We start from the raw sequence: 24,837 nt of genomic DNA on the forward strand, positions 1-24,837 counted from the left end.
AAGTGGTCATGGACGATCGCGACGCGTAGCCATCCGAGCTGAGATCGCGTAGGTGCGGCGGCCGGGCGGATCGTCAGCCCTGATGACCGCCCGGTGCCTGCAGCAGCCGGTCCAACTCCTTCCCGGCCTCTTCGTATCCGGCATCGAAGATCCGTTGCAGCTCACGCAGGTCACCGGCTGCCACCGCGCGTCGGGTGAGTAGGAACCCGGCGTGCCGGGATCCCTCGTCCAACAGGTCGCTCAGCTCCGCGAGGTCGTCAGCCATGTCCGCGAGGTCGGCCAGCCGGTCCAGCGCGGTCTCGTTGCCCTCGTCGGCCAGCTCGCGGAGGGTCTCCCGATCGGGATTCGTGTTCTCCATGACGCCATGCTGCAACCTTGCCCCTGGGGCAAGGTCAAGTGGGACGATGAGCGCGTGATCACCATCGGACAGCTGGCCGGCTACATCGGAGTGTCGATCAAGACCGTCCGCGTTTACCACGACAAGGGACTGCTCCCCGAACCCGACCGCGACGCGTCCGGCTACCGGCGGTACGGTGCGAACGACGCCGTCGAACTGATCAAGATCCGGACACTGGCAGAAGCCGGCGTCCCTCTGGCTCGTATCCGGGATCTGAGAGCGGCGAGCGACGAGGAATTCCGGCAGGCGCTGGGCGAGATCGACGACGAACTCGGCGCCCGCATCCGCAGCCTGCAGGAAACACAGGGGCGCCTACACCGGCTCGCCGCCGGGCGGCTGGTACCGCTACCCGGCGAAGTCGTCGCCCATCTGGAGGACCTGGCCCGTTGGGGATTCACGCCTCGATGGGTGGACCTGCAACGCGACCTGTGGATCCTCGTGTTCGCCACCCACCCGGACCGTGCCATCACCCTGTTTCACGACCAGGCCCAGATCTTGGCCGACCCGACGCTACGGCAGCTCTTCCTCGGCTACGACCACGCGCACGACCTCGACGCCGACGACCCGCGCCTCGACGACCTCGCCCACCGCATCGCCGAGGCGAACCGGGAGCGCTACGGGTCCGACGAACGGCCCGGCCTGGATAAGGACTCCGAGATCCCCGCCCTCATCCAGGGCACGGTCAACGCTTCGTCCCCGGCATGGGAACGACTCGACTCGCTCATTCGCGCCCAACTGAACGCATGACATGAGCACCCTGAAGCGATCTGCGAGGCGCGCCTCATCTCGGACCATCACAATACCCTTGGCTGCGGCGTGGAGCGGGGTGGGCGAGGGCGCCATCTTTCCAGGTCGACCCGCATGGCACGGCGAGGGGTCTGTTCACCGTCCCAGTACGGCGCCGCAGACGCGATCGACGCAGGCGGGCACCCCAGCGGTGGCGGACGACCGTAGACGGCGTCACCTGCAACTGGCTCGCGGTCACGCGTCCCAAGCGACCGGGAGATACCTCACCCCGCAGATGTCCCGCGTCTCGGGACGCAGGACAACCTCCGCGGCCGGTACGGCCATGCGCAGCGTGGGAACGCACTCGAGAAGCGCGGAGAACGCGACCCGCATCTCGACACGGGCCAGCTGCGCACCCAAGCACCCGGTCTCGCCGTGGCCGGAGGACCAGGTGCCCGCCCCGCCGGACTCCCTCCGGAGGTCGAGCACGTGGGGAACGGCGTAGTGCTCGGGGTCCCGGCACCCCCACGTGTAGGCGAAGCGTCGGGGTTCGTCCCGTGCGGACGCGATCCGCAGCGGCGACGGGACGTGTACGTGGTCGACGACGACGCTTTGCACCACTCGATCGCGATCAGCTCGAGGGCAGACGCTCGAGGCCGGCAGTGGCGCGGATCGCAGGGTCCGGTACCTGTTCGCCGATTGCTGGCACCCTCCACTACTCGGTGGTACCGTATAGCCGTACTCGGTACTACGCAGTACCGATGGCGCCGAGGAGGAAGACTTGAGATGGACGACCTGACGGAGATGCTGAAGGGCACGCTCGAAGGGTGCGTGCTCGAGATCATCGACCGCGAGGAGACCTACGGGTACGCCATCACCCGTCAGCTGAACGAGCTGGGCTTCACCGACGTCATCGAGGGGACGGTGTACACCATCTTGCTGCGACTGGAGAGGAACGGACTCGTCCAGGTGACGAAGCGACCATCCGGGGTCGGTCCCCCGCGCAAGTTCTTCGCGCTCAACGACGCGGGCCGCGAGGAGCTCGCGAAGTTCTGGGCGAAATGGCAGTACGTCTCATCACGCATCGACAAGCTCAAGGAGGGCGGGAGATGAACTTCTGGGAGACCATCACAGGCAGCGATCTCACCAGGGAATGGAAGGCGTTCGAAGCCCGGGCCGCCGCCCTGCCGGGTGACTACCGGGCGGCATGGGAACAGATCAAGGTCGGCCTGCTCCCCCACGGGGACTTCACCGGCCGCAACCTGATGCCGATCCTCGACGCCGCCCTGGGACTGCTCGAAGAAACGGCGGCGGACGGGCAGAGCGTCCAGGAGGTGCTCGGCGACGACATCCGGGGCTTCTGCACGGCACTGGCCGGCGGCGAAGGGGCCCGAACCTATCGCGACCGCTGGCGCGAGCAGTTGAACAGGAACGTCGCCAGGAAATTGAGCAGGCTGGGAGGCTGACATGGGCATCCAGGACATCATCGAGGGCAAGAAGCAGTGGCGGGCGCACACGGCTCGGGTCAAGGCGCTCCCGCCGGACTACCAGATCGTCTACAAGGAGATGCAGAAGTACCTGTTCAAGGTCGGACCGATCGACCTGCCTGACGGGCCCCTGCTCCCCGGGATCGTCGACTTCTTCGAGGAGGGCGTCGCAGCGGGCAAGGGCGTCTTGCAACTCATCGGCAGCGACGTCGCGGCGTTCTGTGACGACCTGATCAAGGACTCTCCGACCTATGCGGACGCCTACCAGGAATCCCTCAACAGGGAACCCGGCACGGCCGGGAAGTAGCCTCCACCGCTCACCTCAGCGGGCGTAGCACGCACGGCTCATCGCTTCGGCGCGGCGCGAACAAATGCGGTCCGACCGACTACCAGAGGCCGCCGCAGATCCTGCCCGCCGAGGTGGGCCGAGCAGCCCCGGCGAGGCCCGACTCAGCCCTGCCGACGCAGGCAACACCGTCGACGGTCAAGTCCCCGCGGCAGGGCGATCGACACCCTCCCCAAGTCGATGCGCATGACTGACGTGCCGTCACAGACGTTCGCTTGAGCCGAATTCCGAAACAGCATCCCCCTGCGTCTCCTGCCTTCGAAAGGGAAGTCGCCATGCCTTCATTTGTCATGCCCACACCCAATTGGGTGGACGGTCGCCCGTCTCCGACCGCTGTCTCCGCCGTCGGACTACGCAAGTCCTATGGCGAGAAGCTCGTCCTCGACGGTATCGATCTGCACATCCCGGCCGGGTCCGTGTTCGCGCTGCTCGGCCCGAACGGCGCCGGCAAGACCAGCGCCGTGAAGATCCTGTCCACGCTCATCACCGCCGACGCCGGCGAGCTGCACGTCGGTGGGCACGACCTGGCCGCCGACCCGCAGGCGGTCCGTGCCGCGATCGGTGTCACAGGGCAGTTCTCCGCCGTCGACGGACTGATCACCGGCGAGGAGAACATGCTCCTCATGGCGGACCTGCACCACCTGACCAAGCGTGAGGGGCGGCGGGTCGCCACCGAACTGCTGGAGCGATTCGGCCTGACCGAAGCCGCCAAGAAGCCCGCCTCCACCTACTCCGGCGGGATGAAGCGCCGCCTCGACCTCGCTATGACACTGGTCGGCAGCCCGCGGATCATCTTCCTCGACGAGCCGACGACAGGGCTCGACCCACGCTCCCGCCACAACATGTGGGGCATCATCCGCGGCCTCGTCTCCGACGGCGTCACCGTCTTCCTCACCACCCAGTACCTGGATGAGGCCGACGAACTGGCCGACCGCATTGCTGTGTTGAACGACGGAAAGATCGTCGCCGAGGGCACCGCCGAGGAGCTCAAGCGGCTCGTCCCGGGCGGGCACGTCCGGCTCCGCTTCACCGACCCGGTCGCGTACCAGTCCGCCGCTGACGCCCTTCGCGAGGTCACCCGGGACGACGAGGCACTGTCGCTGTCCATCCCCAGCGACGGCAGTCAGCGCGAACTGCGCTCCGTTCTCGACCGGCTCGACTCCGCCGGCATCGAGGCGAACGAACTGACCGTACATACCCCGGACCTCGACGACGTGTTCTTCGCCCTGACCAGCCCGGCCAACGTCCCCAACCAGCCCAAGGAGACAGCCCGATGAGCGCCCTCTCTCTCGCTGTACGCGACTCCAACACGATGCTGCGCCGCAACCTGCTGCACGCGCGGCGCTACCCGTCAGGGACCCTGAACCTGCTGCTCACGCCGATCATGATGCTGCTGCTCTTCGTCTACATCTTCGGCGACGTGATGAGCGCGGGCATCGGTGGCGGCGGCTCCGACCGCTCCGACTACATCGCCTACATCGTCCCGGGCTTGCTGCTGATGACCATCGGCAGCACCGTGATCGGGGCCGCGGTGTACGTCTCCATGGATATGACCGAGGGCCTCATCGCCCGCTTCCGCACGATGGCGGTCTACCGCCCTTCGGTACTCATCGGACACGTCGTCGGCAGCGTGCTGCAATCCGTCATGAGCGTGGTCCTCGTCGGCGCCGTCGGCGTGGCCATCGGCTTCCGCTCCACGGACGCGACCGTCCTGGAGTGGCTGGCAGCATTCGGGCTCATCGTGCTCTTCGCCCTGGCGCTGACCTGGATCGCGGTCGGCATGGGTCTGGCCAGCCCGAACCCCGAGGCGGCCAGCAACATGGCCATGCCACTGATCCTCCTCCCCCTGATCTCCAGTGCGTTCATCCCGGCCGACACCATGCCCGGCTGGTTCCAGCCGATCGCCGAGTACCAGCCCTTCACCCCCGCCATCGAGACCCTGCGCGGCCTCCTCCTCGGCACCGAGATCGGCGATAACGGCTGGATCGCGATCGCCTGGTGCGTCGGCCTGACCGCGCTCGGCTTCCGCTGGTCGACGGCGCAGTTCAACCGCGACCCGAAGTAACCGGGACGACCGCGCCGGCCGGCGTCCATCCAGTTGCATGGCCTCTGGCTACAGCGGCGTGGGCCGCCCCACGGTCGTCGCGATCCAGGACGGCACGGCCCGGGTCCTCGTACGGCGCGGACGCCGGAGGACTACCGCAACCGGGGCATCGGCAGTTAGGGGCGGTAGACGAGCTCGATCATCATCGCGGCGATCACCGCCCAGACGCCGAGGCCGAGCAGCCAGAGAGCCTCGAGGAGGGCGCCGGTGGCGATGACGGTCAGGCCGGCCGCGCCGAGGGCGAGGATCGCCCGGCGGATGCCGCAATCGGGGAGCCAGTCGATGGTCACGTCATGAGAATCGCGCCGGCCCCTCGCCTTGGCGAGGGGCCGGCGCGATTCCTGTCGGCAAATTGACGCCGGATCCAGGGTCAGCCGGCGTGAACGTGGGGGCGGCGGGTGCGGTCGGGTTCGGCCTCGCGGATGACCTCGCGGGTGACTGGCGCGACCTCGCCCTGGCCGAACAGGAAGAAGCGGAAGAAGTTGGCGAACGGGTTGCCCTCGGTCCACTCGAAGTAGATGTGGGGGCGCTGGCCGGTCTCGTCGCGGACGTGCAGGAGTAGCGCCGCCAGCGCGTTGGGGATGCTCGAGCTCTCCAGGGTCAGGACGCGGTAGCGGTCGTGGAGCACCTCGCCGCGCACCCGCATGCTGGATTCGAACTCGGACGCGTCCAGGACGGTGACCTCGACGAACATGACGTCGTCCTCGGCCGGGATGTCGTTGTCCGCGCGGATCTGCTGCTTCTTCTGCCGGTACTCGTCGAGGTCCCGACTGTCCGGCTCGTTGGCGATGAAGCGGATCGTGCGGTTCGAGGTGTCGCGGATGAACCGCTGGGCCATGTCGTCGAATTCCATGTGGGTGACGCGCAGCTCGAAGACGCGGGCGAGGCGGGAGAGGAGGGAGAGGGCCATGATGCCGGCGATGAAGCAGGCGCCGATCTTCACGCCGTCGGGGCGCTCTGCGACGTTGACGGCGGTGGTGTAGACGAAGACCGCGGAGATCACGCCGAAGCCGATCGTCCAGCCGCGCTGACCGGCCTTCCGGGCTGCGATGGTCACGGCGACGGCGGCCGAGGTGATCAGGACGAGGACACCGGTGGCGTACGCGCCGCCCTGGGCGTCCACGTCGGCGTCGAAGATCCAGGTCACCAGGAACGCGATCAGGGTGAACACGATGACCATCGGGCGCAGGGCGCGCGCCCAGGAGGGGGCCATGCCGTACCGGGGCAGGTAGCGCGGCATCAGGTTGAGCAGGCCCGCCATCGCCGAGGCACCCGCGAACCACAGGATCAGGATCGTGGAGACGTCGTAGATCGTGCCGAAGGCGGAGCCGAGGTACTCGTGCGCGAGGTAGGCCAGGGCGCGGCCGTTGGCCTCGCCGCCCGGCTGGAACTGGGCGGGCGGGATCAGCAGCGTGGTGATGAAACTGCTGGTGATGAGGAAGACGCTCATGATGAGGGCCGCGGTCGTCAGCAGCTTCTTGGCGCCACGGATCCGGCCGGCGGGCTTCTCCTCGGTGTCACCGGAGTCGCCCTCGACATGCGGCATGACCGCCACACCGGTCTCGAACCCGGACAGGCCGAGCGCCAGCTTCGGGAACACGACGAGGGCGATGGCGACCATCATGAACGGGTTGCCGTGCTCGGCGGTCAGAGCCTCCGTCCAGTCGGTGATGACGTGTGGTTCGCTGAGCACCTCCCACAGGCCGACGGCCACGACGACGACGTTCAGCGCGAGGTAGGTGGCCACCAGGACCACGGCCACGCCGATGGCCTCGCTGAAGCCCTTGAGGAACACGGCACCGAGGAGCGCGATCATGATCAGGGTGATGAGCACCTGGTGGCCGTTGAGGATGCTGGTGAGGTGCGGGTTCTCCACCAGGTGCGCGGTGGCGTCCGCAGCCGACAGGGTGATGGTGATGAGGAAGTCGGTCGCCGCGAACCCGAGCAGGGTCAGGACGAACAGCTTGCCCTTCCAGAACGTCAGCAACCGCTCCAGCATGGCGATCGAGCCCTCGCCGTGCGGGCTCTCCTCGGCCACCCGCCGGTACACCGGCAGCGCACCGAAGAGGGTCAGCAGCACGAGCACGATGGTCGCCAGCGGCGACAGCAGCCCGGCCGCGAGGAACGCGATGCCGGGCTGGTAGCCGAGGGTGGAGAAGTAGTCGAGACCCGTCAGGCACATGACCCGCCACCACGGCCGCCCGTGCGGCTGGGCCGCTGCCTCCTTGGCTGCGGGTGAACTGTTCTCGGCGGTCAAGCCTTCCAGCAGCCACGCGCGCAGGCGCGAGGAGCGGGCAGGGGTGGCCATCGTGGGGTGCTCCTGTCGTACGGCAAAGAATCAGCCATCGACATCGACGGCTGAGCTAGCGTACGCAGACTGATCGCTTATGCCCGCGGCTGAGCCAATCCTGACGCGTCCTTAACGCATACAGAGCCACCTGTGGAGTAGTGAACGTCTTCGCTCGCCAGTGACAGCAACCTGCCTGCGGCGAGCGGGCAGCCGAGTGGTCATGAACTAGGAGCGGGGGCGGCCCGGCGGAGGCCGCCCCCGCAGGGGAACCAGCGGAGTGTGGATCAACGCTGGCTGGCCTTGGCGGCCGTGGTCTGAGGAGAGGAAGGAGCCTGCGGTAAGCAGGTGGACGGCAGTGTCTGGGGGCTCAGGCGCCCCGACGTTCCTCTGATGAGCCGTTGCCGAACGTCAGCCGAGGCCGGGGATGGTGGATACCAGCAGGTCGATGAGCTTGATGCCCACGAACGGCAGGATCAGGCCGCCGAGGCCGTAGACACCGAGGTTGCGCCGCAGCAGGTCGTGTGCGGAGGCAGGCCGGTAGCGGACGCCGCGCAGGGCCAGCGGGATCAGAGCCACGATGATCAGGGCGTTGAAGATGATCGCCGAGGTGATCGCGGAGGTGGGGCTGCTCAGGCCCATGATGTTGAGCGCGCCGAGGCCCGGGTAGGCCGAGGCGAACATGGCGGGGATGATCGCGAAGTACTTGGCGACGTCGTTGGTGATGGAGAAGGTGGTGAGCGCGCCTCGGGTGATGAGGAGCTGCTTGCCGATCTCCACGATGTCGATGAGTTTGGTGGGGTTGGAGTCCAGGTCCACCATGTTCCCGGCCTCCTTGGCGGCCGAGGTGCCCGTGTTCATGGCCACGCCGACATCCGCCTGGGCGAGGGCCGGGGCGTCGTTCGTGCCGTCGCCGGTCATCGCGACGAGCTTGCCGCCCGCCTGCTCCCGCTTGATGAGGGCCAGCTTGTCCTCCGGCGTCGCCTCCGCGAGGTATTCGTCGACGCCGGCCTCGGCGGCGATGGCGCGGGCCGTCAGCTCGTTGTCTCCGGTGACCATGACCGTACGGATCCCCATGCTCCGCAGCTCCGCGAACCGCTCCCGGATTCCCTCCTTGACGACGTCCTTGAGGTGGATGATGCCGAGCACGCGCGGCCCGTCCCAATCGTGGACCGCCACCAGCAGCGGGGTTCCGCCGGACTGCGAGACCTGAGCGGACCAGGCAGCGGCCTCCGCCTGTACGGTTCCGCCGCGCATCGCCACCCAGTCCATGACCTGTGCGGCCGCGCCCTTTCGGATGGCGCAGCCCGCGCCGTTGTCCCAGCTCAGGTTGATGCCGCTCATGCGGGTGCGGGCGCTGAACTCGGTGAAGCGGGGGTTGCTGAGGTCGTCGGCGGCGGCCGGCTGGAGCCCGTACTGCTGGGCCAGGGCCACGACGGACCGGCCTTCGGGGGTCTCGTCGTCGAGGGAGGACAGCTGGGCGGCGTCCGCGAGCTTGATGTGGTCGATCCCGGGGAGCGGGATGAAGGCGGCTGCCTCGCGGTTGCCGTGGGTGATGGTGCCGGTCTTGTCGAGGAGCAGGGTGTTCACGTCTCCCGCCGCCTCGACGGCGCGGCCGCTCATCGCGATGACGTTGCGCTGGACGAGGCGGTCCATGCCGGCGATGCCGATCGCGGAGAGCAGGGCGCCGATCGTGGTGGGGATGAGGGTGACGAGGAGGGCGACCAGGACGGTCGTGGACTGGGCGGCGCCCGCGTACGCGGCCATCGGCTGGATGCTGACCACGATCAGGATGAAGATGAAGGTCAGGGCTGCCAGCAGGATGTTCAGCGCTATCTCGTTCGGGGTCTTCTGCCGCGACGCACCCTCGACCAGCGCGATCATCCGGTCGATGAAGCTGTTCCCGGAACGGGAGGTGACCCGCACGACGATCGAGTCCGACAGGACGGTCGTTCCCCCGGTGACACCGGACCGGTCGCCGCCCGACTCCCGGAGCACGGGGGCCGATTCACCGGTGACGGCCGACTCGTCCACCATCGCCGCACCGTCGACCACGTCCCCGTCGGCCGGAACCAGCTCCCCCGCTTCGACGAGCACGAAGTCGAAGGGCTGGAGTTCGGCCGGGGTCACCACCTCGGTCTCGGCGTGGCGCAGGTTCGTCCCGTACGTCCAGTGCTTCAGCCGCAGCGCGACCGTGTCCGTGCGCGCCTTGCGCAGCGATTCGGCCTGGGCGCGGCCGCGGCCCTCGGCGACGGCCTCGGCGAGGTTGGCGAACAGGACCGTCAGCCACAGCCAGACGCTGATCACCCAGGTGAAGACCGACGGGTGGATGAGCGCCGACAGCGTCGTCAGGACCGATCCGACCGCGACGACGAACAGCACCGGCTTCTTCACCAGCTCACGCGGATGGAGCTTGGCGACGGCCTCCCTGGCCGAGGTGGCGAGGAGTTCGGGCTCCAGCACGTTCACCTGGCCGGACCGTTTCCTGGACGGTCGGTTGACCGGGGTCCGCGGAGGGGTGCCGAGATCCGGGGGAACGTGCTGCGCGGCGGCGGGAGGCATGAAGCGACCTTCTGGTGAGTTCGGCTGGGCACCCCCCTGCCGGCAGGGTCGGGCAAGGACTGGGTGCGGGTGAGGGGTGTCGCCGCCGGGGACTGTCTCGCATGGACCCCCTCGGCCGTCATGTGAGTAGTCGAGGTCCCCGGCGGCGCAACAGGCAGGAAACTACTGCCCGTTCCAGAGGAAAACCCCATGTGCGCGGGGGAATTGGCACCTTCTTGACGGCGGCGCACGAGACGTGTCAAGCCGCCGTCAAGGGCACGTCAACGCGCGTCGGAGGTGATGCGGAAGCGCAGTCGGCAGATGACGGCGTCGGTGTCGCGGCGCACCGCGTGGGCGACGACGGAGCCGCGCTGGTTCTGCAGCATCCGCTGCCACAGGTGGGCGGGTTCCGTCTCCGGGATGAGGACGGTGACCTGGGCGTCCGGGTGTGCCTGTGTCAGCTCGCGCACGTACGCCGACACCGGGCGGCCGAGCGAACGGGTGTCCGAGGAGACTTCGATCAGCTCGACCCCCGGCTTCCACAGCTCCCAGTCCCGGCGCAGTGCTTCGGCTTCCTGCCGGTCCTCCGGCCCGGAGTGGGTGACGGTCACGGCGAGGACCTCGTCGCCGAGCGAGCGGGCAGCGGTGAGGGCCTGGCAGGTCAGGCGGGACAACCCCGAGACGGGCACGACGACCAGGGAGCGGGAGCGCTGGGGCGGCTGAGGGATGCGGCCGAGCTGCAGGCGTTCGCCGATCTGTGCGTAGGCGCGGTGGATCTTCTCGAACGCGAGGACGATCAGCGGCAGGGCGAGCACGATCAGCCAGGCGCCCTCGACGAATTTGGTGGCGGTCACGACGATCGCCGAGACTCCGGTGAGCACTGCGCCGAAGCCGTTGAGGACGGCCTTCGCCTGCCAGCCCTGGGGCCGCTCCCCGTACCAGTGCCGGACCATGCCGACCTGACAAATGGTGAAGCCGACGAAGACCCCGATTGCGAACAGCGGGACGAGTGTGTTGGTGTCGCCGCCGGAGAACACCAGCAGCGCGGCCGACACGAGCGCCAGCCACACCACGCCGTGGCGGTGCACCTGGCGGTCCGCCTTGAGGGCGAACACGTGCGGCAGGTAGTTGTCGCGTGCCAGCAGGCTCATCAGGACGGGCAGCCCGCCGAAGGAGGTGTTCGCGGCGAGTGCCAGCAGCACCATGGTGGCGAACTGGACAACATAGAAGGCAGCGTTGTGGCCGAAGGAGGCGTCCGCGAGCTGGGCCAGGACGGTGACGCCCTCCACGGGCTGGAGGTGGAAGCGGCCGATCAGGACCGACAGGCCGATCAGCATCACGCCGAGCAGTGCGCCGAGGGCCACTTCGGTGCGCTGGGCCCGGCGGGCCGCCGGGGCGCGAAAGGACGGGACGGCATTGGCCACGGCTTCAACGCCGGTCAGGGCGGAGCAGCCGGCCGCGAAGGCCTTCAGCAGCAACAGGGCGCCAACGGTGGTGGCGCCTTCCCCGAGCGCGGAAGCGTGTCCGGCGGCCGAGGCGGTGCTCACCGGGCCGTCACGCAGCAGGCCGACCACGACCATGGCCAGAATCGACCCCACGAAGACGGCGGTCGGTACGAGGAACGCCTTGGCGGAGTCCACGACCCCGCGCAGGTTCACCGCCGTGACCAGGACCAGCACCCCGAGGCAGATCCACACCCGTTCCCCGTACAGCTCGGGGAAGGCCGAGGTGAGGGCGGCGACGCCGGCGGTGACGGAGACGGCCACGTTCAGTACGTAGTCGAGGATCAGCGAGGCTGCGGCGACCAGGCTGGTGCGTCGGCCGAGGTGTTTCTTGGCGACGGCGTACGACCCGCCGCCGTCCGGGAACGCGGCGATCACCTGCCGGTACGAAGCCACCAGCACGGCGAGCAGTGCGGTGATCGCCAGGGTGACGGGGAGGGTGAATCCGAGGCCGTAGGCACCGGCTGCCGCCAGGACCAGCACGATCGACTCCGGCCCGTATGCGACGGAGGCCATCGCGTCGAGCGACAGCGCGGCCAGGCCTTGGAGGGCGGTCAGCCGGTGCCGGTCCGGTGCCTCGGGAGGCGTCCGTACGCCGGTATCAGGAGGTTCCTCCGTGCCCGGCGCCTGTCCTGCCACGGTCGTCTTTCCCCTGTGCATGGCCATCTTCGCTGTTCCTCCGATTGGACAAAGTGAGGACAGCGTCGGGACGGCATGGCCGAATGACCAGTGCTCTTGGCGGAATCCATACGACCGCCGCCCCACTCTTCACGCACTCCTGACGCCGGCGCCGCAAAGTCGTATGAGGTGCGTCAAGACCTCGCCAGGGTGCGCGGCTCCTTCATCGACCGGGGGCACGCTTGATATGGGCGACACATGTCCCACGGAACCAAGGGAGTACACGCTGATGGACGCGGAAAACGTGGTCGGGCTCATCGTCGCCGTCGCTTTGCTTGCCTATCTCGTGACCGCCCTCATCAGGCCCGAGAGGTTCTGAACCAAGACCGTCATGTCCGGACGGGAGGCATCACATGTCCGGGTACCGACTCCACGACCGTGCCGTCCTGCTCGCGGCCCTCGTGATCCCCTTCTTCGTTGCGCTCGCGCTCGTACCGTTCCGAACCGACCTTTCAGCGACGAACGAGGCTCTGATCATGGTCGTCGCGGTGGTCGTGGTCGCCGCGCTCGGCACCCGGGCGGCCGGGGCGCTGGCCGCACTGTCCGCGGCTGCCTGGTTCGATTTCTTCCTCACCAGGCCCTACCAGCAGTTCGCCATCGCCGACGGTGACGAGATCCAGACAGCTTTCCTCCTGCTCGTCGTCGGACTGATCGTTTCGCAGCTGGCCGTACGCGTACGGAGGCTCCGGACGGTCGTGGTCACCGACGCCGCGCACCTGTCCAGCCTCCAGGGAACCGCTCGGCTGGCCGAGGACGGCAGCTCACCGGAAGCAGTGGTCGAGTACGTGCGCCGCGAGCTCGTCGGCCTGCTGGGCCTGCGCAGCTGCCGCTTCGAGTACGGCAGGCTGCTCGGGCACCGGCCGCGCCTGCAGCACGACGGCAGCCTGTGGCTGCGCAGCGGCAGCCGCATCACCGAGTACGCCGACTGGCCGGACGGGGAGACCGAACTGCGCGTCGTCGGCGGAGGCCACTACTACGGCCGCTTCCTCCTCGATCCACTCCCGGGCCGCCCCCTGCCCCCCGAAGAGGCCCGCCTGGTGGCCGTCGCGCTGGCCGCGCAGGCCGGCGCCGCCCTGGACACAGCCGGCCTGTCCCACCAGGGCTGACTGGCGATTCACGGCTTCACGCGTAAGCGTGGCGTTAAGAGTTCCCCTGCGCCCGTATGGACCCCGTCAAGGTGTCTTAACGCCGGGCTGAAGACACGGTTATCTCGTCATCGGCCATCTGGCCGATTCATTTCCTCCCTCTTCATCCAGGAGCTCACGGTGGCCGATCTGGCCTTCGTCGTCACCACGGTCGCGGTGTTCGCGCTGGTGGCTCTCATCGCCCGGGGGGTGACCAAGCTGTGAACGCCGAAAACATCGTCGGCCTCGTGGTGGCCGTCTCCCTGCTCGGATACCTCGTCCTCGCCCTTGTGTACCCGGAGAGGTTCTAGCCACCGATGAGTCCCGTTCTCGCTGGTGTGCTCCAGCTCCTCGCACTGATCGCCGCGCTCGCGCTGGCCTACCGCCCCCTGGGCGACTACATGGCCCGCGTCTACTCCTCCGAGAAGCACTACAAGCCGGAGAAGTGGATCTACAAGGCCATCGGCGCCAACCCGTCGGCCGAGATGCGCTGGCCCGCCTACCTGCGCGCCGTCCTCGCCTTCTCCGCGGTCAGCGTCCTCTTCCTCTACGCCCTCCAGCGCGCCCAGGGCATCCTGCCCGGCTCGCTCGGCTTCGTGGCGATCGACCCGGACCAGGCCTTCAACACCGCCGCGTCCTTCGTGTCGAACACGAACTGGCAGTCGTACTACGGCGAGCAGGCCATGGGCCACGTCGTACAGACCGGCGGCCTCGCGGTCCAGAACTTCGTCTCCGCCGCCGTCGGCATGGCCGTCGCCGTCGCCCTCGTACGGGGCTTCGCGCGCTCCCGCACCGGAGAGCTCGGCAACTTCTGGGCCGACCTGGTCCGCGGTGTCTTCCGCATCCTGCTGCCCATCTCCGTGATCGGCGCGGTCATCCTCGTCGCGTGCGGCGCCATCCAGAACTTCGCCGGAATCCACGAGGTCGGCCAGTTCCTCGGCGGCACCCAGCAGTGGAACGGCGGCGCCGTCGCCTCCCAGGAGGTCATCAAGGAGCTGGGCACCAACGGCGGCGGCTACTTCAACGCCAACTCCGCCCACCCCTTCGAGAACCCCAACCCGTTCTCGAACCTCTTCGAGATCTTCCTGATCCTGCTCATCCCGTTCTCCCTGACCCGCACCTTCGGCCGCATGGTCGGAAACCTGCGCCAGGGCTACGCGATCCTCGCGACCATGGCCACCATCTGGCTCGGGTTCGTCGCACTGATGATGTGGACCGAGTTCGCCGGTAACGGCCCTGCCTTCGACATCGCCGGCGGGGCGATGGAGGGCAAGGAGACCCGCTTCGGTATCGCCGCGTCCTCGATCTTCTCCGTGTCCACGACCCTGACGTCCACGGGTGCCGTCAACTCCTTCCACTCCTCCTTCACCGGTCTCGGCGGCGGCATCCAGCTGCTGGGCATGCAGCTCGGTGAGATCGCGCCCGGCGGTGTCGGCTCCGGCCTCTACGGCATGCTGATCATGGCGATCATCGCGGTGTTCATCGCCGGCCTGATGGTCGGCCGCACCCCCGAGTACCTGGGCAAGAAGATCGGCACCCGCGAGATCAAGTTCGCGGCCTGCTACATCCTCATCACCCCGGCCCTGGTGCTGGGCTTCACCGCCGCCGCGATGGCGTTGGACACCCCGGCCAACTCCATGACCAACACCGGGGCGCACGGCTTCTCGGAGATCCTCTACGCCTACACCTCCGGCGCCAACAACAACGGCTCAGCCTTCGCCGGCCTGAACGCCGACACCCAGTGGTTCAACAGCACCATCGGCATCGCGATGCTGCTGGGCCGTTTCCTGCCCATGGTGTTCGTCCTGGCCCTGGCCGGCTCGCTGGCCGAGCAGAAGCCCGTCCCCGAGACCGCGGGCACCCTGCGCACCGACAAGCCCCTCTACACCGGCCTGCTCGTCGGCACGATCCTCATCGTCACCGGTCTGACCTACTTCCCGGCCCTCGCGCTGGGACCGCTCGCCGAAGGGCTCGCATCATGAGCACCGCCACACCCACCAGGGCTCCGCACCAGGACGTGCCCACCGGCCACAAGCCGGGCGGCGGACGCGTGGGAGGCGGCCTCTTCGACCCCAAGCAGCTGCTGAAGTCCTTCCCCGACGCGATCCGCAAGCTCGACCCCAGGATCATGATCAAGTCCCCGGTCATGTTCGTCGTCCTGATCGGCTCGGTCGTCACCACCGTCCTCGCGATCAAGGACCCCACGGACTGGTTCGGCTGGGCCATCACCGCCTGGCTGTGGCTGACCACCATCTTCGCCAACCTCGCCGAAGCCGTCGCCGAAGGCCGCGGCAAGGCCCAGGCCGACACCCTGCGCAAGGCCAAGACCGACTCCGTCGCCCGCCGTCTGACCAAGGACGGCAAGGGTGAGGAACAGGTGCCCGGCGCGGAGCTCCGTATCGGTGACCTGGTGGTCTGCGAGGCCGGCGACATCATCCCGGGCGACGGTGACGTCGTCGAGGGCGTCGCGTCCGTCGACGAGTCCGCGATCACGGGCGAATCGGCCCCGGTGATCCGGGAATCGGGCGGCGACCGCAGCGCGGTCACCGGTGGTACGAAGGTGCTGTCCGACCGGATCGTCATCAAGATCACGACGAAGCCCGGCGAGACCTTCATCGACCGCATGATCGCCCTCGTCGAGGGCGCCGCCCGGCAGAAGACGCCCAACGAGATCGCGCTGAACATCCTTCTCGCGTCCCTCACCATCGTCTTCCTGCTCGCGGTCGTCACCCTGCAGCCCTTCGCGATCTACGCGGGCGCCGAGCAGTCGATGATCGTGCTCACGGCCCTGCTGGTCTGCCTGATCCCGACCACGATCGGTGCTCTGCTCTCGGCGATCGGCATCGCCGGCATGGACCGGCTGGTCCAGCGCAACGTGCTCGCCATGTCCGGCCGCGCCGTCGAGGCCGCGGGCGACGTCTCCACGCTGCTGCTCGACAAGACGGGCACCATCACCCTCGGCAACCGCCAGGCGTCAGAGTTCGTCCCGGTCAAGGGCACGACGGAGGCCGAGCTGGCGGACGCCGCCCAGCTCTCCTCCCTCGCGGACGAGACCCCCGAAGGCCGCTCCATCGTCGTCCTCGCCAAGGAGAAGTACGGGCTGCGCGAGCGCCACCAGGGCGAACTCGCCCACGCCGAGTGGATCGCCTTCACCGCACAGACCCGTATGTCGGGCGTCGACGTCGACGGCAAGCAGACCCGCAAGGGCGCGGCAGGGTCGGTCATCACCTGGGTCAAGGAGCAGGGTGGCCAGGTCTCCGACGACGCCGACCTCCTCACCAACAAGATCTCGGAAGCGGGCGGCACCCCGCTCCTCGTCGCCGTCAAGGACGACAAGGGGGCCCGTGTCCTGGGTGTCATCCACCTCAAGGATGTCGTCAAGGAGGGCATGCGCGAACGCTTCGACGAACTGCGGCGCATGGGCATCAAGACGATCATGATCACCGGTGACAACCCGCTGACGGCCAAGGCCATCGCGGAGGAGGCGGGCGTGGACGACTTCCTCGCCGAGGCCACCCCCGAGGACAAGATGGCCCTCATCAAGCGGGAGCAGGCGGGCGGCAAGCTCGTCGCGATGACCGGTGACGGTACGAACGACGCGCCGGCCCTCGCGCAGGCGGACGTCGGCGTGGCCATGAACACCGGCACCTCGGCCGCCAAGGAGGCCGGGAACATGGTGGACCTGGACTCCAACCCCACCAAACTCATCGAGATCGTGGAGATCGGCAAGCAGCTCCTCATCACCCGCGGAGCCCTCACCACGTTCTCCATCGCCAACGACGTCGCGAAGTACTTCGCGATCATCCCGGCCATGTTCGCCGTGGTCTACCCGGGCCTGGACAAGCTCAACATCATGGGCCTGGCCTCACCCGAGTCGGCGATCCTCTCCGCGGTCATCTTCAACGCACTGATCATCATCGCGCTTGTGCCGCTCGCCCTGAAGGGCGTCCAGTACAAGCCGACCAGCGCCGACAAGATGCTGCGCCGCAATATCGGGCTGTACGGCGTGGGCGGTCTGATCGCCCCGTTCATCGGCATCAAGATCATCGACCTGCTCATCTCCCTCATCCCCGGAATCGGCTGATCTGCCATGAACAATTCCGTATCCAGCACCGTCCGCCTGATCGGTGCGGGCCTGCGCGCCCTGCTCGTCCTGACCGTGATCTGCGGGGTCATCTACCCGCTCGCCGTCACCGGGATCGCCCAGGCCCTCTTCAACGACAAGGCCAACGGGTCCGAGATCAAGGACAAGAGCGGCCAGGTCGTCGGCTCCTCCCTCATCGGCCAGAGCTACAACCTGCCGAAGAAGGACCCCAACGACGCCGAAGAGGCGGCCAGGCCGGACCTGAAGTGGTTCCAGCCGCGCCCCTCCAACGGCCTGGGCAGCAACAGCGTCAACATGCAGTACTCGCTGATCCTGTCCGGCGCCACCAACCGCTCCGCCGACAACGGAGCCGTGGGCGGCCAGTGCACCAAGGCGGCGGAGGAAGGCACGCTCTGCGCCCAGGTCGTCGCCGCCAAGGAAGCAGTCATCGCGGACAACTCCACCGCCGGCTACACGGTCAAGCCCGAGGACGTACCGGCCGACGCCGTCACCTCCTCCGGCTCCGGCCTCGACCCGGACATCTCCCCCGAGTACGCCAAGCTCCAGGTCCACCGGGTCGCCGAGCAGAACAAGCTCGACGTCAAGCAGGTCGAGAAGCTCGTCGCCGACCACACCACCAGCCGGACCCTCGGCTTCATGGGCGAACCCCGCGTCAACGTCCTTGAGCTCAACATCGCCCTCAAGGCACTGACCAAGAGCTGATGTTCCACATCGCACGGTCTGAGCGCCGGCGGGGCGCGGACCTCCCCCAGCTACCGCTGGGAGGGGCCCCAGCGCCCCGCCGGCCTCGTGCCATGCCCGTTACGAAGGAAGGCTGCACACCGATGACCCGGGTGCTGGTGGTGGAGGACGACCCTCAGCTCGTCCGCGCGCTCAAGATCAATCTCCAGGCGCGCAAGTTCGAGGTCGAGGAGGCTTCAGACGGCGGCTCGGCCCTGCGGCTCGCGGCCGCCCACAAGCCGGACGTCATAGTGCTCGACCTCGGACTCCCCGACATGGACGGCATCGAAGTCATCAAGGGTGTCCGCGTCTGGAGCAAGGTCCCCATCCTGGTCCTCTCCGCCCGTCACACCTCGGAGGACAAGATCCGCGCATTGGACGCGGGCGCGGACGACTACGTGACGAAACCGTTCAGCATGGACGAGCTCCTGGCCCGGCTGCGGGCAGCCGCCCGGAGACATGAAGCCCCGGCGGCTTCGCAGGCCGACGAAGTCTCCGTGGTCACGACCGCAGAGTTCACCGTCGACCTGGTCGCAAAGAAGGTGCAGCGGGGCGAGCGCAGCGTACGGCTCACCCCGACCGAATGGCACCTGCTGGAAATCCTCATCACCCACCCCGGCCGGCTGATCACTCAGAGTCAGCTGCTGCTGGAGGTCTGGGGACCCACCTACGGGGAGAACACCAACTACCTGCGTGTATACATGGCCCAGCTACGGCGCAAACTGGAAGCGGACCCCTCCCACCCCCGGTACCTGATCACCGAACCGGGCATGGGATACCGCTTCGAACCCTGATCACCCGCCCGATCGTCACCAGAGAAGAAGAGTCTGAACATGGGACGCGGCAAGCTCCGCATCTACCTCGGTGCGGCACCGGGCGTCGGCAAGACGTACGCGATGCTCTCCGAGGCACACCGCCGGGTCGAGCGGGGCACCGACTGCGTCGTCGGCTTCGTCGAGCACCACAACCGCCCGCGGACCGAGGTGATGCTGCACGGCCTCGAGCTCATCGAGCGGCGCGAGCTGGCATACCGCGGCTCCACCTTCACCGAGATGGACGTGGACGCGATCCTCGCCCGCCGCCCCGCCGTCGCGCTCGTGGACGAGCTCGCCCACACCAACGTGCCGGGCTCGCGCAATGCCAAGCGCTGGCAGGACGTGGAGGAGCTGCTCCAGGCCGGCATCGACGTCGTGTCCACCGTGAACATCCAGCACCTGGAGTCGCTCGGGGACGTCGTCGAAACGATCACGGGCGTGCGCCAGCGGGAGACCGTACCGGACGAGGTGGCCCGGCGGGCGGACCAGATCGAGCTGGTCGACATGTCCCCGCAGGCGCTGCGCCGCCGGATGGCCCACGGCAACGTCTACAAGCCCGACAAGGTCGACGCGGCCCTCTCGAACTACTTCCGTCCTGGCAATCTGACCGCGCTGCGCGAGCTGGCGCTGCTGTGGGTGGCCGACCGGGTGGACGAGTACCTCCAGGAGTACCGGGGCGAGCACAACATCCGCTCCACCTGGCAGGCGCGTGAGCGGATCGTCGTCGGGCTCACGGGCGGTCCGGAAGGCCGTACGCTCATCCGCCGCGCCGCCCGCCTCGCCGAGAAGGGCGCGGGCGGCGAGGTCCTCGCCGTCTACATCGCGGCGAGTGACGGCCTCACGTCCGCCTCCCCCAAGGAACTGGCCGTTCAGCGCACGCTGGTCGAGGATCTGGGCGGCACCTTCCACCACGTCATAGGCGACAACATCCCCGACGCGCTCCTCGAGTTCGCCCGCGGGGTCAACGCCACGCAGATCGTCCTCGGCGTCAGCCGTCGGCGGTCCTGGCAGTCCGTGTTCAGCCCCGGTGTCAGCGCCACCGTAGCCCGCGAGTCCGGGCCCGACCTCGACGTGCACATCGTCACCCACGACGAGGCTGCCAAGGGCCGCGGCCTGCCCGTCGCCCGCGGCGCGCGGCTCGGCCGCTCCCGCATCATCTGGGGCTGGCTCGCCGGTATCGCCGGCCCCGCGCTGCTGTCCGTCCTGCTGAGCCAGGTCGTCCCCGAGCTCGGCCTCGCCAACGACATGCTGCTCTTCCTCACCTTCACGGTGGCGGCAGCCCTGCTCGGCGGACTGCTGCCCGCCCTGGCCTCGGCGGCCTTCGGGTCCCTGCTCCTGAACTACTACTTCACCCCGCCGCTGCACGAGTTCACCATCTCCGACCCCTTGAACATCGTCGCCATCGCGATCTTCGTCGGCGTGGCCGTGTCCGTCGCCTCGGTGGTCGACCTGGCCGCCCGACGTACGCACCAGGCCGCGCGGCTGCGCGCCGAATCCGAGATCCTCTCCTTCCTCGCCGGCAGCGTCCTGCGCGGCGAGAACTCCCTCGACGCCCTCCTCGAACGCCTCCGCGAGACCTTCGCCATGCAGTCGGTCGTCCTCCTGGAGCGCACCACCGAGGTCGAACCCTGGACCACGGCCGCCTCCGTCGGCACCAGCCCCGTCAGCCGACCCGAAGACGCGGATGTCGACCTCCCCATAGGCGACGACATGGCCCTCGCCCTCACGGGCCGGGTCCTGCCGGCCGAGGACCGCCGCGTCCTGGGCGCCTTCGCCGCCCAGGCAGCCGTCGTACTCGACCGCCAGCGCCTCGTCGACGAGGCCGAGAAGTCCCGCGAACTCGCCGAGGCCAACCGCATCCGCACCGCGCTCCTCGCCGCCGTCAGCCACGATCTGCGCACCCCGCTCGCCGGGATCAAGGCGTCCGTCACTTCCCTGCGCTCCGACGACGTCGAATGGTCCGAGGACGACAAGGCCGAACTCCTCGAAGGCATCGAGGACGGAGCCGACCGCCTCGCAGCCCTCATCGGCAACCTCCTCGACATGTCCCGCCTCAACACCGGCACCGTCGTCCCACTGATCCGGGAAACGGATCTCGACGAGGTCGTCCCTATGGCCCTGGGCGGCGTGCCCGAGGACAGCGTCGCGCTCGACATCCCCGAGACCCTGCCGATGGTCGCCGTCGACCGCGGCCTGCTGGAGCGGGCCGTGGCCAACATCGTCGAGAACGCCGTCAAGTACAGCCCCGCCGGCCAGCCCGTCAACGTCACTGCCAGCGCCCTGGCCCACCGCGTCGAGCTACGCGTCGTCGACCGCGGACCCGGCGTCCCGGACGAAGCCAAGGACCGCATCTTCGAACCCTTCCAGCGCCACGGCGACGCCCCACGAGGCGCCGGAGTCGGCCTCGGCCTCGCCGTCGCCCGCGGCTTCACCGAAGCCATCGGCGGCACCCTCGCAGCCGAGGACACGCCCGGTGGCGGCCTCACCATGGTCCTCACCCTCCCCATAGCAGGTGGCGCACGGCCGGTCACCGCGGAACTCCCGACCTCTGCGGTCACCTGAATCAGCCCGCGGACCGGGTCCGACGATTGTCGGCCACATGCTGTGGCCGGCGATCGGCCCCCGACCTCAGTGCAGTGGTCCCGCGATTGCCGTGAGCGCGGCGAGGTGGCGCCGATAGGTGGCCAGTCCCTCCTCGGTCAGAGACAGCCAGGTCCGGGGCCGACGCCCGACCTGCCCCTTCTCCACCGTCACCCAGCCCGCTTCTTCAAGGCGCGAGACCTGTTTCGACAGTGCAGAGTCCGTGATCTCCACGAGGTCCCGCACATAGGCGAACTCGGCCTTCTCCACGGGAGCGAGAGCCGCGACGATCGACAGACGCACGGCCGACGCCAGAAGCGGCGCGAGTCCGTGTCGCGGATGAGGGCCCTGACCGGCACCCACCGAGACTTCCGGCGTCATACGGCGCGCGCCTCACGCCAGGCCGCCGCAGCGGCCGGCAGCGCGCAGGCGACAGCGGCCACGACCACGAAGGCGACACTGTCCAGGAAGACGGTGAAGCCGAGCACGAGCGTCAGGACGTAGGCAACCGCCCAGGCGCCGATCACCCTGAGATGCCTGCTGCCGTAGCCGCGCGGAACCACGGGCTGCCTCGTGGCGAACACGGACAACCCCATGACCACAACGGCGTTCGCCAACGTGCTGACGAGCGTCCCCGTCCGCCCGTGCCACATCAGCACCGCCGGGACGAGAGCGAGCTGCCACACGGCGAACAGCCAGAGATAGCCGACGTACCAGCCGCTTCGCCCCCGCGCGGTCGCCTCGATCCGCGCAATCCCCTTCAACGATGCGACCGCATTGGTCTGTTCAGACATGGCACACCCCTCCCGTCGTCGCCGAGCAGCCTTGAACCTGCCCACTCGGCATCTACTTTCCACATTAGCAAGCACTCGCCAGGAAGGATCAATTGCCGGTGTGCGCGCTGACGCCCAAAACACGCGAGCCGCCCAACTCCGGTATCCCCACACCGGAAGCTGGACGGCTCATGTGTTGTGCGACGGTTGACCAGCACGCGGTCGCATCGGCCCGTACTCCCACGGCCGGACCATGCGCACCTTTGGCGGTGTTCAGGTCACCGACCTCCAGCCGCGTGCCACCGGACCGTCACCGGCTCCGTCGCTCCGCCAGTCTGTTACCGGCCAGCATCCATGGCAACGCTCCTTGACGCGTTCCTTCCGCACAGCCGTCGATCTTTCACGCGGCCCTGATGACCTGTGCGAAGGCCTGGTTCGCACGGTCGCCCGACGGCCATCAGAAGGCCGTCAAAGTCCCGTTCAGGATCTTGCCCCGGCATCCCTGATGCGCTGGGATGGGGTCATGAACAGCGGTCCGCGCTACGACGATCGGCCACCGTCATGGCGGAGCCATGCCGGGGTCACGTCGGTGCAGCCGACAGCGCCCGCTGTCCGCCCGGCCTTCTGACATCGGCCGCGCGTCCTCCGTGTACCTGCCACCGGCGTCCTGAAGGACTCCGGCCGGGGCTTCGTACGCATCCTCCCCTTCACCGCATGACCTGAGCCCTCGCCCCCTGCCCAACGCCGGGGGGCGCCGGGCGCGTCAGCCATGCCTTCTTCCAGGAATCCGACATGTCTTCATCCCTGTCCGGACGTACCGCCCTCGTCACCGGCGCCACCGCCGGCATCGGCTACGAGACCGCTCGCCTGCTCGCCCAGCGCGGCGCGGTCGTCCTCCTCCATGGCCGCATCCCCGAGGAGGCCCAGGCCGCGGCCGACCGTCTGGTGACCACCGAGGGCACCGACAGCGCCCTGCTGCGCCCGCTCGCCGCCGACTTCGCCCGTCTGGAGGAAGTCGAGAACCTGGCCCACGCCGTCGTACGGGAACACCCGCGCCTCGACGTTCTCGTCAACAACGCGGCCATCGCCGCCCCCGAGCGTCACACCCTCACCGTCGACGGCAACGAGATCGCCTTCCAGGTCAACTTCCTCGCGCACTACCTCCTCACCAACCTCCTGGAACCCTCCCTCACCAGCGACCCGGGCGGACGCGTCGTCAACGTCTCCTCCTCGCTCCACCGCACGGCCGCCATCCAGTGGAGCGACCCGAACCGGGAGCGCCGCTACTCACGGCTGGCTGCATACGCGCAGTCGCAGCTGGCGCTGACCGTCTTCGCCTCCGACCCGCGCGTCACCGCCGTGTCCGTCCATCCCGGTGTCTGCGAGACCGGCCTGCTCCCCCTCTACGGCAACGAAGGCGAATCCGCCGCCGAGGGCGCCCAGCACGTCGTACGCCTCTGCGACCCCACCACCGAGATCGTCAACGGCGCCTACTACGACCGCTCCGAGCGCGTCGCCCCGGCCGCCGCCGCCACCGAGGACCGCACGATCAAGCGCCTCAACAAGCTCGCCGACCTCCTCGTCGGCCACACCGCCTGAAGGGACACCCGTCCATGTCCAAGCGCGCACGCAAGAAGAGGGCCCGCCGCAAGAAGGGCTCCAACCACGGCAGCAAGCCCTCCTGCTAGCCAACAGCCCATTCCGCGGGGCGGCCCTCCGAACAGGGCCGCCCCGCCTCCATGTCCCGACAAGGAAGCCTCGTGATCAACCTGCCGCCCCACCGACTCCCGGCTCTCGTTCGCTGGTTCCCCACCGGGGCCCCGGGCTCGGCCGCCCTGACCGAGCACGTCCTGACCACCGAGGCCGGCCGCTGGTGGGTGGACCGCGTCATCCAGCCGCGCGTGATCGCCGCCGAATGCGGGGACCACGTCCTCTTGCGCGGAGACCCGCAGGCCCTGACGCCGAGGGATCTCAGGGTCTTCGCGGACCGCTCCATCGAGGCTCCGGGCCGCTTCCTTCCGCTGATCGGGGCCGCGTTCGACCGGGTCGTGCCGTGGCAACGCATGGTGTATGTCAAGCGCTGCCCCGTGCCCGCCACCCGGCCGCCCAGGGGTGTGACCGTACGGAGGCTCAACGCCCAGGACGCTCGCGCGCTCACCACCCTTCCGCCCGCGATGAGCTGGATACACCGCACCTGGGGCGGTCCGGACGCCCTTGCCCGCTCGGGCTACGTCTGGGCCGCCTTCCAGGGTGACCGCATCGTGGCCGTGGCCTGCACCTACTTCCTCGGCACCGCCTACGAGGACGTCGCCTGCGTCACCGTGCCCGACCCGCGCCTCCAGTACCTGGCTCTCGACTGCATCAACGCCCTGTGCTCGGACATAGCGGCCCGAGGGCACACCCCCAGCTGGACCTGCTCTGCGAGCAACCGCCCCGGCCGCCTGCTCGCCTGGACCGCCGGCTTCCGTCCGGAGCGGGAGTACGCCCACTACGCCGTCGGCACACCTGCGGCAACCGGAAGAGAGGCGGCAGGATGAGAAGCGATACGCCGGGTGGACTCCATCCACCGCAGCACCACGGTGGTCTTCGTGCCGGGTGCGAACTTCAACGCCGCAGCATCTCTTCCCCTGGCCAACGCCGTTGTAGCCGCCC

24 protein-coding genes are annotated in these 24,837 nt (G+C 68.6%); 16 read left to right on the plus strand and 8 right to left on the minus strand.

Translation table 11 applies throughout. The features are described from left to right. Positions 1-73 precede the first annotated feature (73 nt). Entirely contained in the window at positions 74-358 is a 285-nt protein-coding gene (locus OG207_RS08325) for a hypothetical protein (RefSeq protein WP_329097294.1), read from the minus strand. Positions 359-412: 54 nt separating this feature from the next. Here OG207_RS08325 and OG207_RS08330 point away from each other — a divergent pair, with 54 nt between their 5' ends. Further along, complete coding sequence (locus OG207_RS08330) at positions 413-1,144, plus strand: MerR family transcriptional regulator (protein ID WP_329097295.1); 732 nt, start codon at positions 413-415, stop codon at positions 1,142-1,144. Between the two features lie 234 nt (positions 1,145-1,378). Here OG207_RS08330 and OG207_RS08335 read toward each other — a convergent pair whose 3' ends face one another. Further along, positions 1,379-1,741 carry a hypothetical protein gene (locus OG207_RS08335; RefSeq protein ID WP_443072689.1) on the minus strand — a complete coding sequence of 121 codons (363 nt, stop codon included), beginning with the start codon at positions 1,739-1,741 and terminating at the stop codon, positions 1,379-1,381. 168 nt (positions 1,742-1,909) lie between these two features. Here OG207_RS08335 and OG207_RS08340 point away from each other — a divergent pair, with 168 nt between their 5' ends. The 5 genes from OG207_RS08340 to OG207_RS08360 all read left to right on the plus strand — a co-directional run bounded on the left by OG207_RS08340 (position 1,910) and on the right by OG207_RS08360 (position 5,021). After that, the gene (locus OG207_RS08340; protein WP_266674586.1) at positions 1,910-2,236 is read left to right on the plus strand and encodes a PadR family transcriptional regulator; all 327 of its coding nucleotides are present in this window, start codon (positions 1,910-1,912) and stop codon (positions 2,234-2,236) included. Then, positions 2,233-2,589 carry a DUF1048 domain-containing protein gene (locus OG207_RS08345; protein ID WP_266845869.1) on the plus strand — a complete coding sequence of 119 codons (357 nt, stop codon included), beginning with the start codon at positions 2,233-2,235 and terminating at the stop codon, positions 2,587-2,589. The genes OG207_RS08340 and OG207_RS08345 overlap by 4 nt, the downstream gene beginning before the upstream one ends. A gap of 1 nt (position 2,590) precedes the next feature. After that, positions 2,591-2,917: a DUF1048 domain-containing protein gene (locus OG207_RS08350; RefSeq protein WP_266845870.1), complete on the plus strand. Its 327-nt coding sequence runs from the start codon at positions 2,591-2,593 to the stop codon at positions 2,915-2,917. 329 nt (positions 2,918-3,246) lie between these two features. Further along, positions 3,247-4,233: an ATP-binding cassette domain-containing protein gene (locus OG207_RS08355; protein WP_329097299.1), complete on the plus strand. Its 987-nt coding sequence runs from the start codon at positions 3,247-3,249 to the stop codon at positions 4,231-4,233. After that, on the plus strand, positions 4,230-5,021 hold the full coding sequence (locus OG207_RS08360) for an ABC transporter permease (RefSeq protein ID WP_329097301.1): 792 nt from the start codon (positions 4,230-4,232) through the stop codon (positions 5,019-5,021). Before OG207_RS08355 ends, OG207_RS08360 begins: the two co-directional genes overlap by 4 nt. 155 nt (positions 5,022-5,176) lie before the next feature. Here the strand turns inward: OG207_RS08360 and OG207_RS08365 are convergent, their stop codons facing one another. The 4 genes from OG207_RS08365 to OG207_RS08380 all read right to left on the minus strand — a co-directional run bounded on the left by OG207_RS08365 (position 5,177) and on the right by OG207_RS08380 (position 12,056). Then, the gene (locus OG207_RS08365) at positions 5,177-5,350 is read right to left on the minus strand and encodes a hypothetical protein (protein ID WP_329097303.1); all 174 of its coding nucleotides are present in this window, start codon (positions 5,348-5,350) and stop codon (positions 5,177-5,179) included. An 80-nt stretch (positions 5,351-5,430) separates the two neighbouring features. Then, positions 5,431-7,368 carry an amino acid transporter gene (locus OG207_RS08370; protein WP_329097305.1) on the minus strand — a complete coding sequence of 646 codons (1,938 nt, stop codon included), beginning with the start codon at positions 7,366-7,368 and terminating at the stop codon, positions 5,431-5,433. A gap of 390 nt (positions 7,369-7,758) precedes the next feature. After that, positions 7,759-9,909, minus strand: a complete 2,151-nt coding sequence (gene kdpB, locus OG207_RS08375; RefSeq protein ID WP_329097306.1) for a potassium-transporting ATPase subunit KdpB — start codon at positions 9,907-9,909, stop codon at positions 7,759-7,761. A gap of 260 nt (positions 9,910-10,169) precedes the next feature. Next, positions 10,170-12,056, minus strand: coding sequence for an APC family permease (locus tag OG207_RS08380; RefSeq protein WP_329097308.1), 1,887 nt, complete (start codon positions 12,054-12,056; stop codon positions 10,170-10,172). Positions 12,057-12,297: 241 nt separating this feature from the next. Between OG207_RS08380 and kdpF (OG207_RS08385) the strand changes: the two genes are divergently transcribed. The 8 genes from kdpF (OG207_RS08385) (at position 12,298) to OG207_RS08420 (ending at position 21,394) form a co-directional block, all read left to right on the plus strand. Beyond that, positions 12,298-12,387, plus strand: coding sequence for a K(+)-transporting ATPase subunit F (gene kdpF / locus OG207_RS08385; RefSeq protein ID WP_214346424.1), 90 nt, complete (start codon positions 12,298-12,300; stop codon positions 12,385-12,387). A 34-nt stretch (positions 12,388-12,421) separates the two neighbouring features. Continuing rightward, positions 12,422-13,174 carry a DUF4118 domain-containing protein gene (locus OG207_RS08390; RefSeq protein ID WP_329097310.1) on the plus strand — a complete coding sequence of 251 codons (753 nt, stop codon included), beginning with the start codon at positions 12,422-12,424 and terminating at the stop codon, positions 13,172-13,174. A gap of 239 nt (positions 13,175-13,413) precedes the next feature. After that, on the plus strand, positions 13,414-13,503 hold the full coding sequence (gene kdpF, locus OG207_RS08395; protein WP_037789535.1) for a K(+)-transporting ATPase subunit F: 90 nt from the start codon (positions 13,414-13,416) through the stop codon (positions 13,501-13,503). 6 nt (positions 13,504-13,509) lie between these two features. Further along, positions 13,510-15,174 carry a potassium-transporting ATPase subunit KdpA gene (kdpA, locus tag OG207_RS08400; protein ID WP_329097312.1) on the plus strand — a complete coding sequence of 555 codons (1,665 nt, stop codon included), beginning with the start codon at positions 13,510-13,512 and terminating at the stop codon, positions 15,172-15,174. Then, positions 15,171-17,276: a potassium-transporting ATPase subunit KdpB gene (kdpB, locus tag OG207_RS08405; RefSeq protein WP_329097314.1), complete on the plus strand. Its 2,106-nt coding sequence runs from the start codon at positions 15,171-15,173 to the stop codon at positions 17,274-17,276. The genes kdpA and kdpB (OG207_RS08405) overlap by 4 nt, the downstream gene beginning before the upstream one ends. A gap of 6 nt (positions 17,277-17,282) precedes the next feature. Beyond that, positions 17,283-17,999, plus strand: a complete 717-nt coding sequence (locus OG207_RS08410) for a potassium-transporting ATPase subunit C (protein ID WP_329097317.1) — start codon at positions 17,283-17,285, stop codon at positions 17,997-17,999. Between the two features lie 122 nt (positions 18,000-18,121). Then, positions 18,122-18,811, plus strand: a complete 690-nt coding sequence (locus tag OG207_RS08415) for a response regulator (protein ID WP_329097319.1) — start codon at positions 18,122-18,124, stop codon at positions 18,809-18,811. A 39-nt stretch (positions 18,812-18,850) separates the two neighbouring features. Beyond that, positions 18,851-21,394 carry a sensor histidine kinase KdpD gene (locus OG207_RS08420; RefSeq protein WP_329097320.1) on the plus strand — a complete coding sequence of 848 codons (2,544 nt, stop codon included), beginning with the start codon at positions 18,851-18,853 and terminating at the stop codon, positions 21,392-21,394. Between the two features lie 66 nt (positions 21,395-21,460). On the opposite strand, the gene OG207_RS08425 is transcribed toward OG207_RS08420, so the two are convergent. Both OG207_RS08425 and OG207_RS08430 read right to left on the minus strand, forming a co-directional pair. Next, a complete protein-coding gene (locus OG207_RS08425) occupies positions 21,461-21,793 on the minus strand; it encodes a winged helix-turn-helix domain-containing protein (protein WP_329097322.1) in 333 nt (110 codons plus the stop codon). Next, positions 21,790-22,206 carry a hypothetical protein gene (locus OG207_RS08430; RefSeq protein ID WP_329097323.1) on the minus strand — a complete coding sequence of 139 codons (417 nt, stop codon included), beginning with the start codon at positions 22,204-22,206 and terminating at the stop codon, positions 21,790-21,792. Before OG207_RS08430 ends, OG207_RS08425 begins: the two co-directional genes overlap by 4 nt. Before the next feature lie 771 nt (positions 22,207-22,977). On the opposite strand from OG207_RS08430, the gene OG207_RS08435 reads away from it, so the two are divergent. Further along, a complete protein-coding gene (locus tag OG207_RS08435; RefSeq protein ID WP_329097325.1) occupies positions 22,978-23,784 on the plus strand; it encodes an SDR family NAD(P)-dependent oxidoreductase in 807 nt (268 codons plus the stop codon). A 161-nt stretch (positions 23,785-23,945) separates the two neighbouring features. Beyond that, positions 23,946-24,722 (plus strand): GNAT family N-acetyltransferase, encoded by a 777-nt coding sequence (locus tag OG207_RS08440; RefSeq protein ID WP_329097327.1) that lies wholly within the window; start codon positions 23,946-23,948, stop codon positions 24,720-24,722. The last annotated feature ends 115 nt before the right edge of the window (positions 24,723-24,837 follow it).

This window comes from Streptomyces sp. NBC_01439, from assembly GCF_036227605.1.
Taxonomy (GTDB): Bacteria; Actinomycetota; Actinomycetes; order Streptomycetales; family Streptomycetaceae; genus Streptomyces.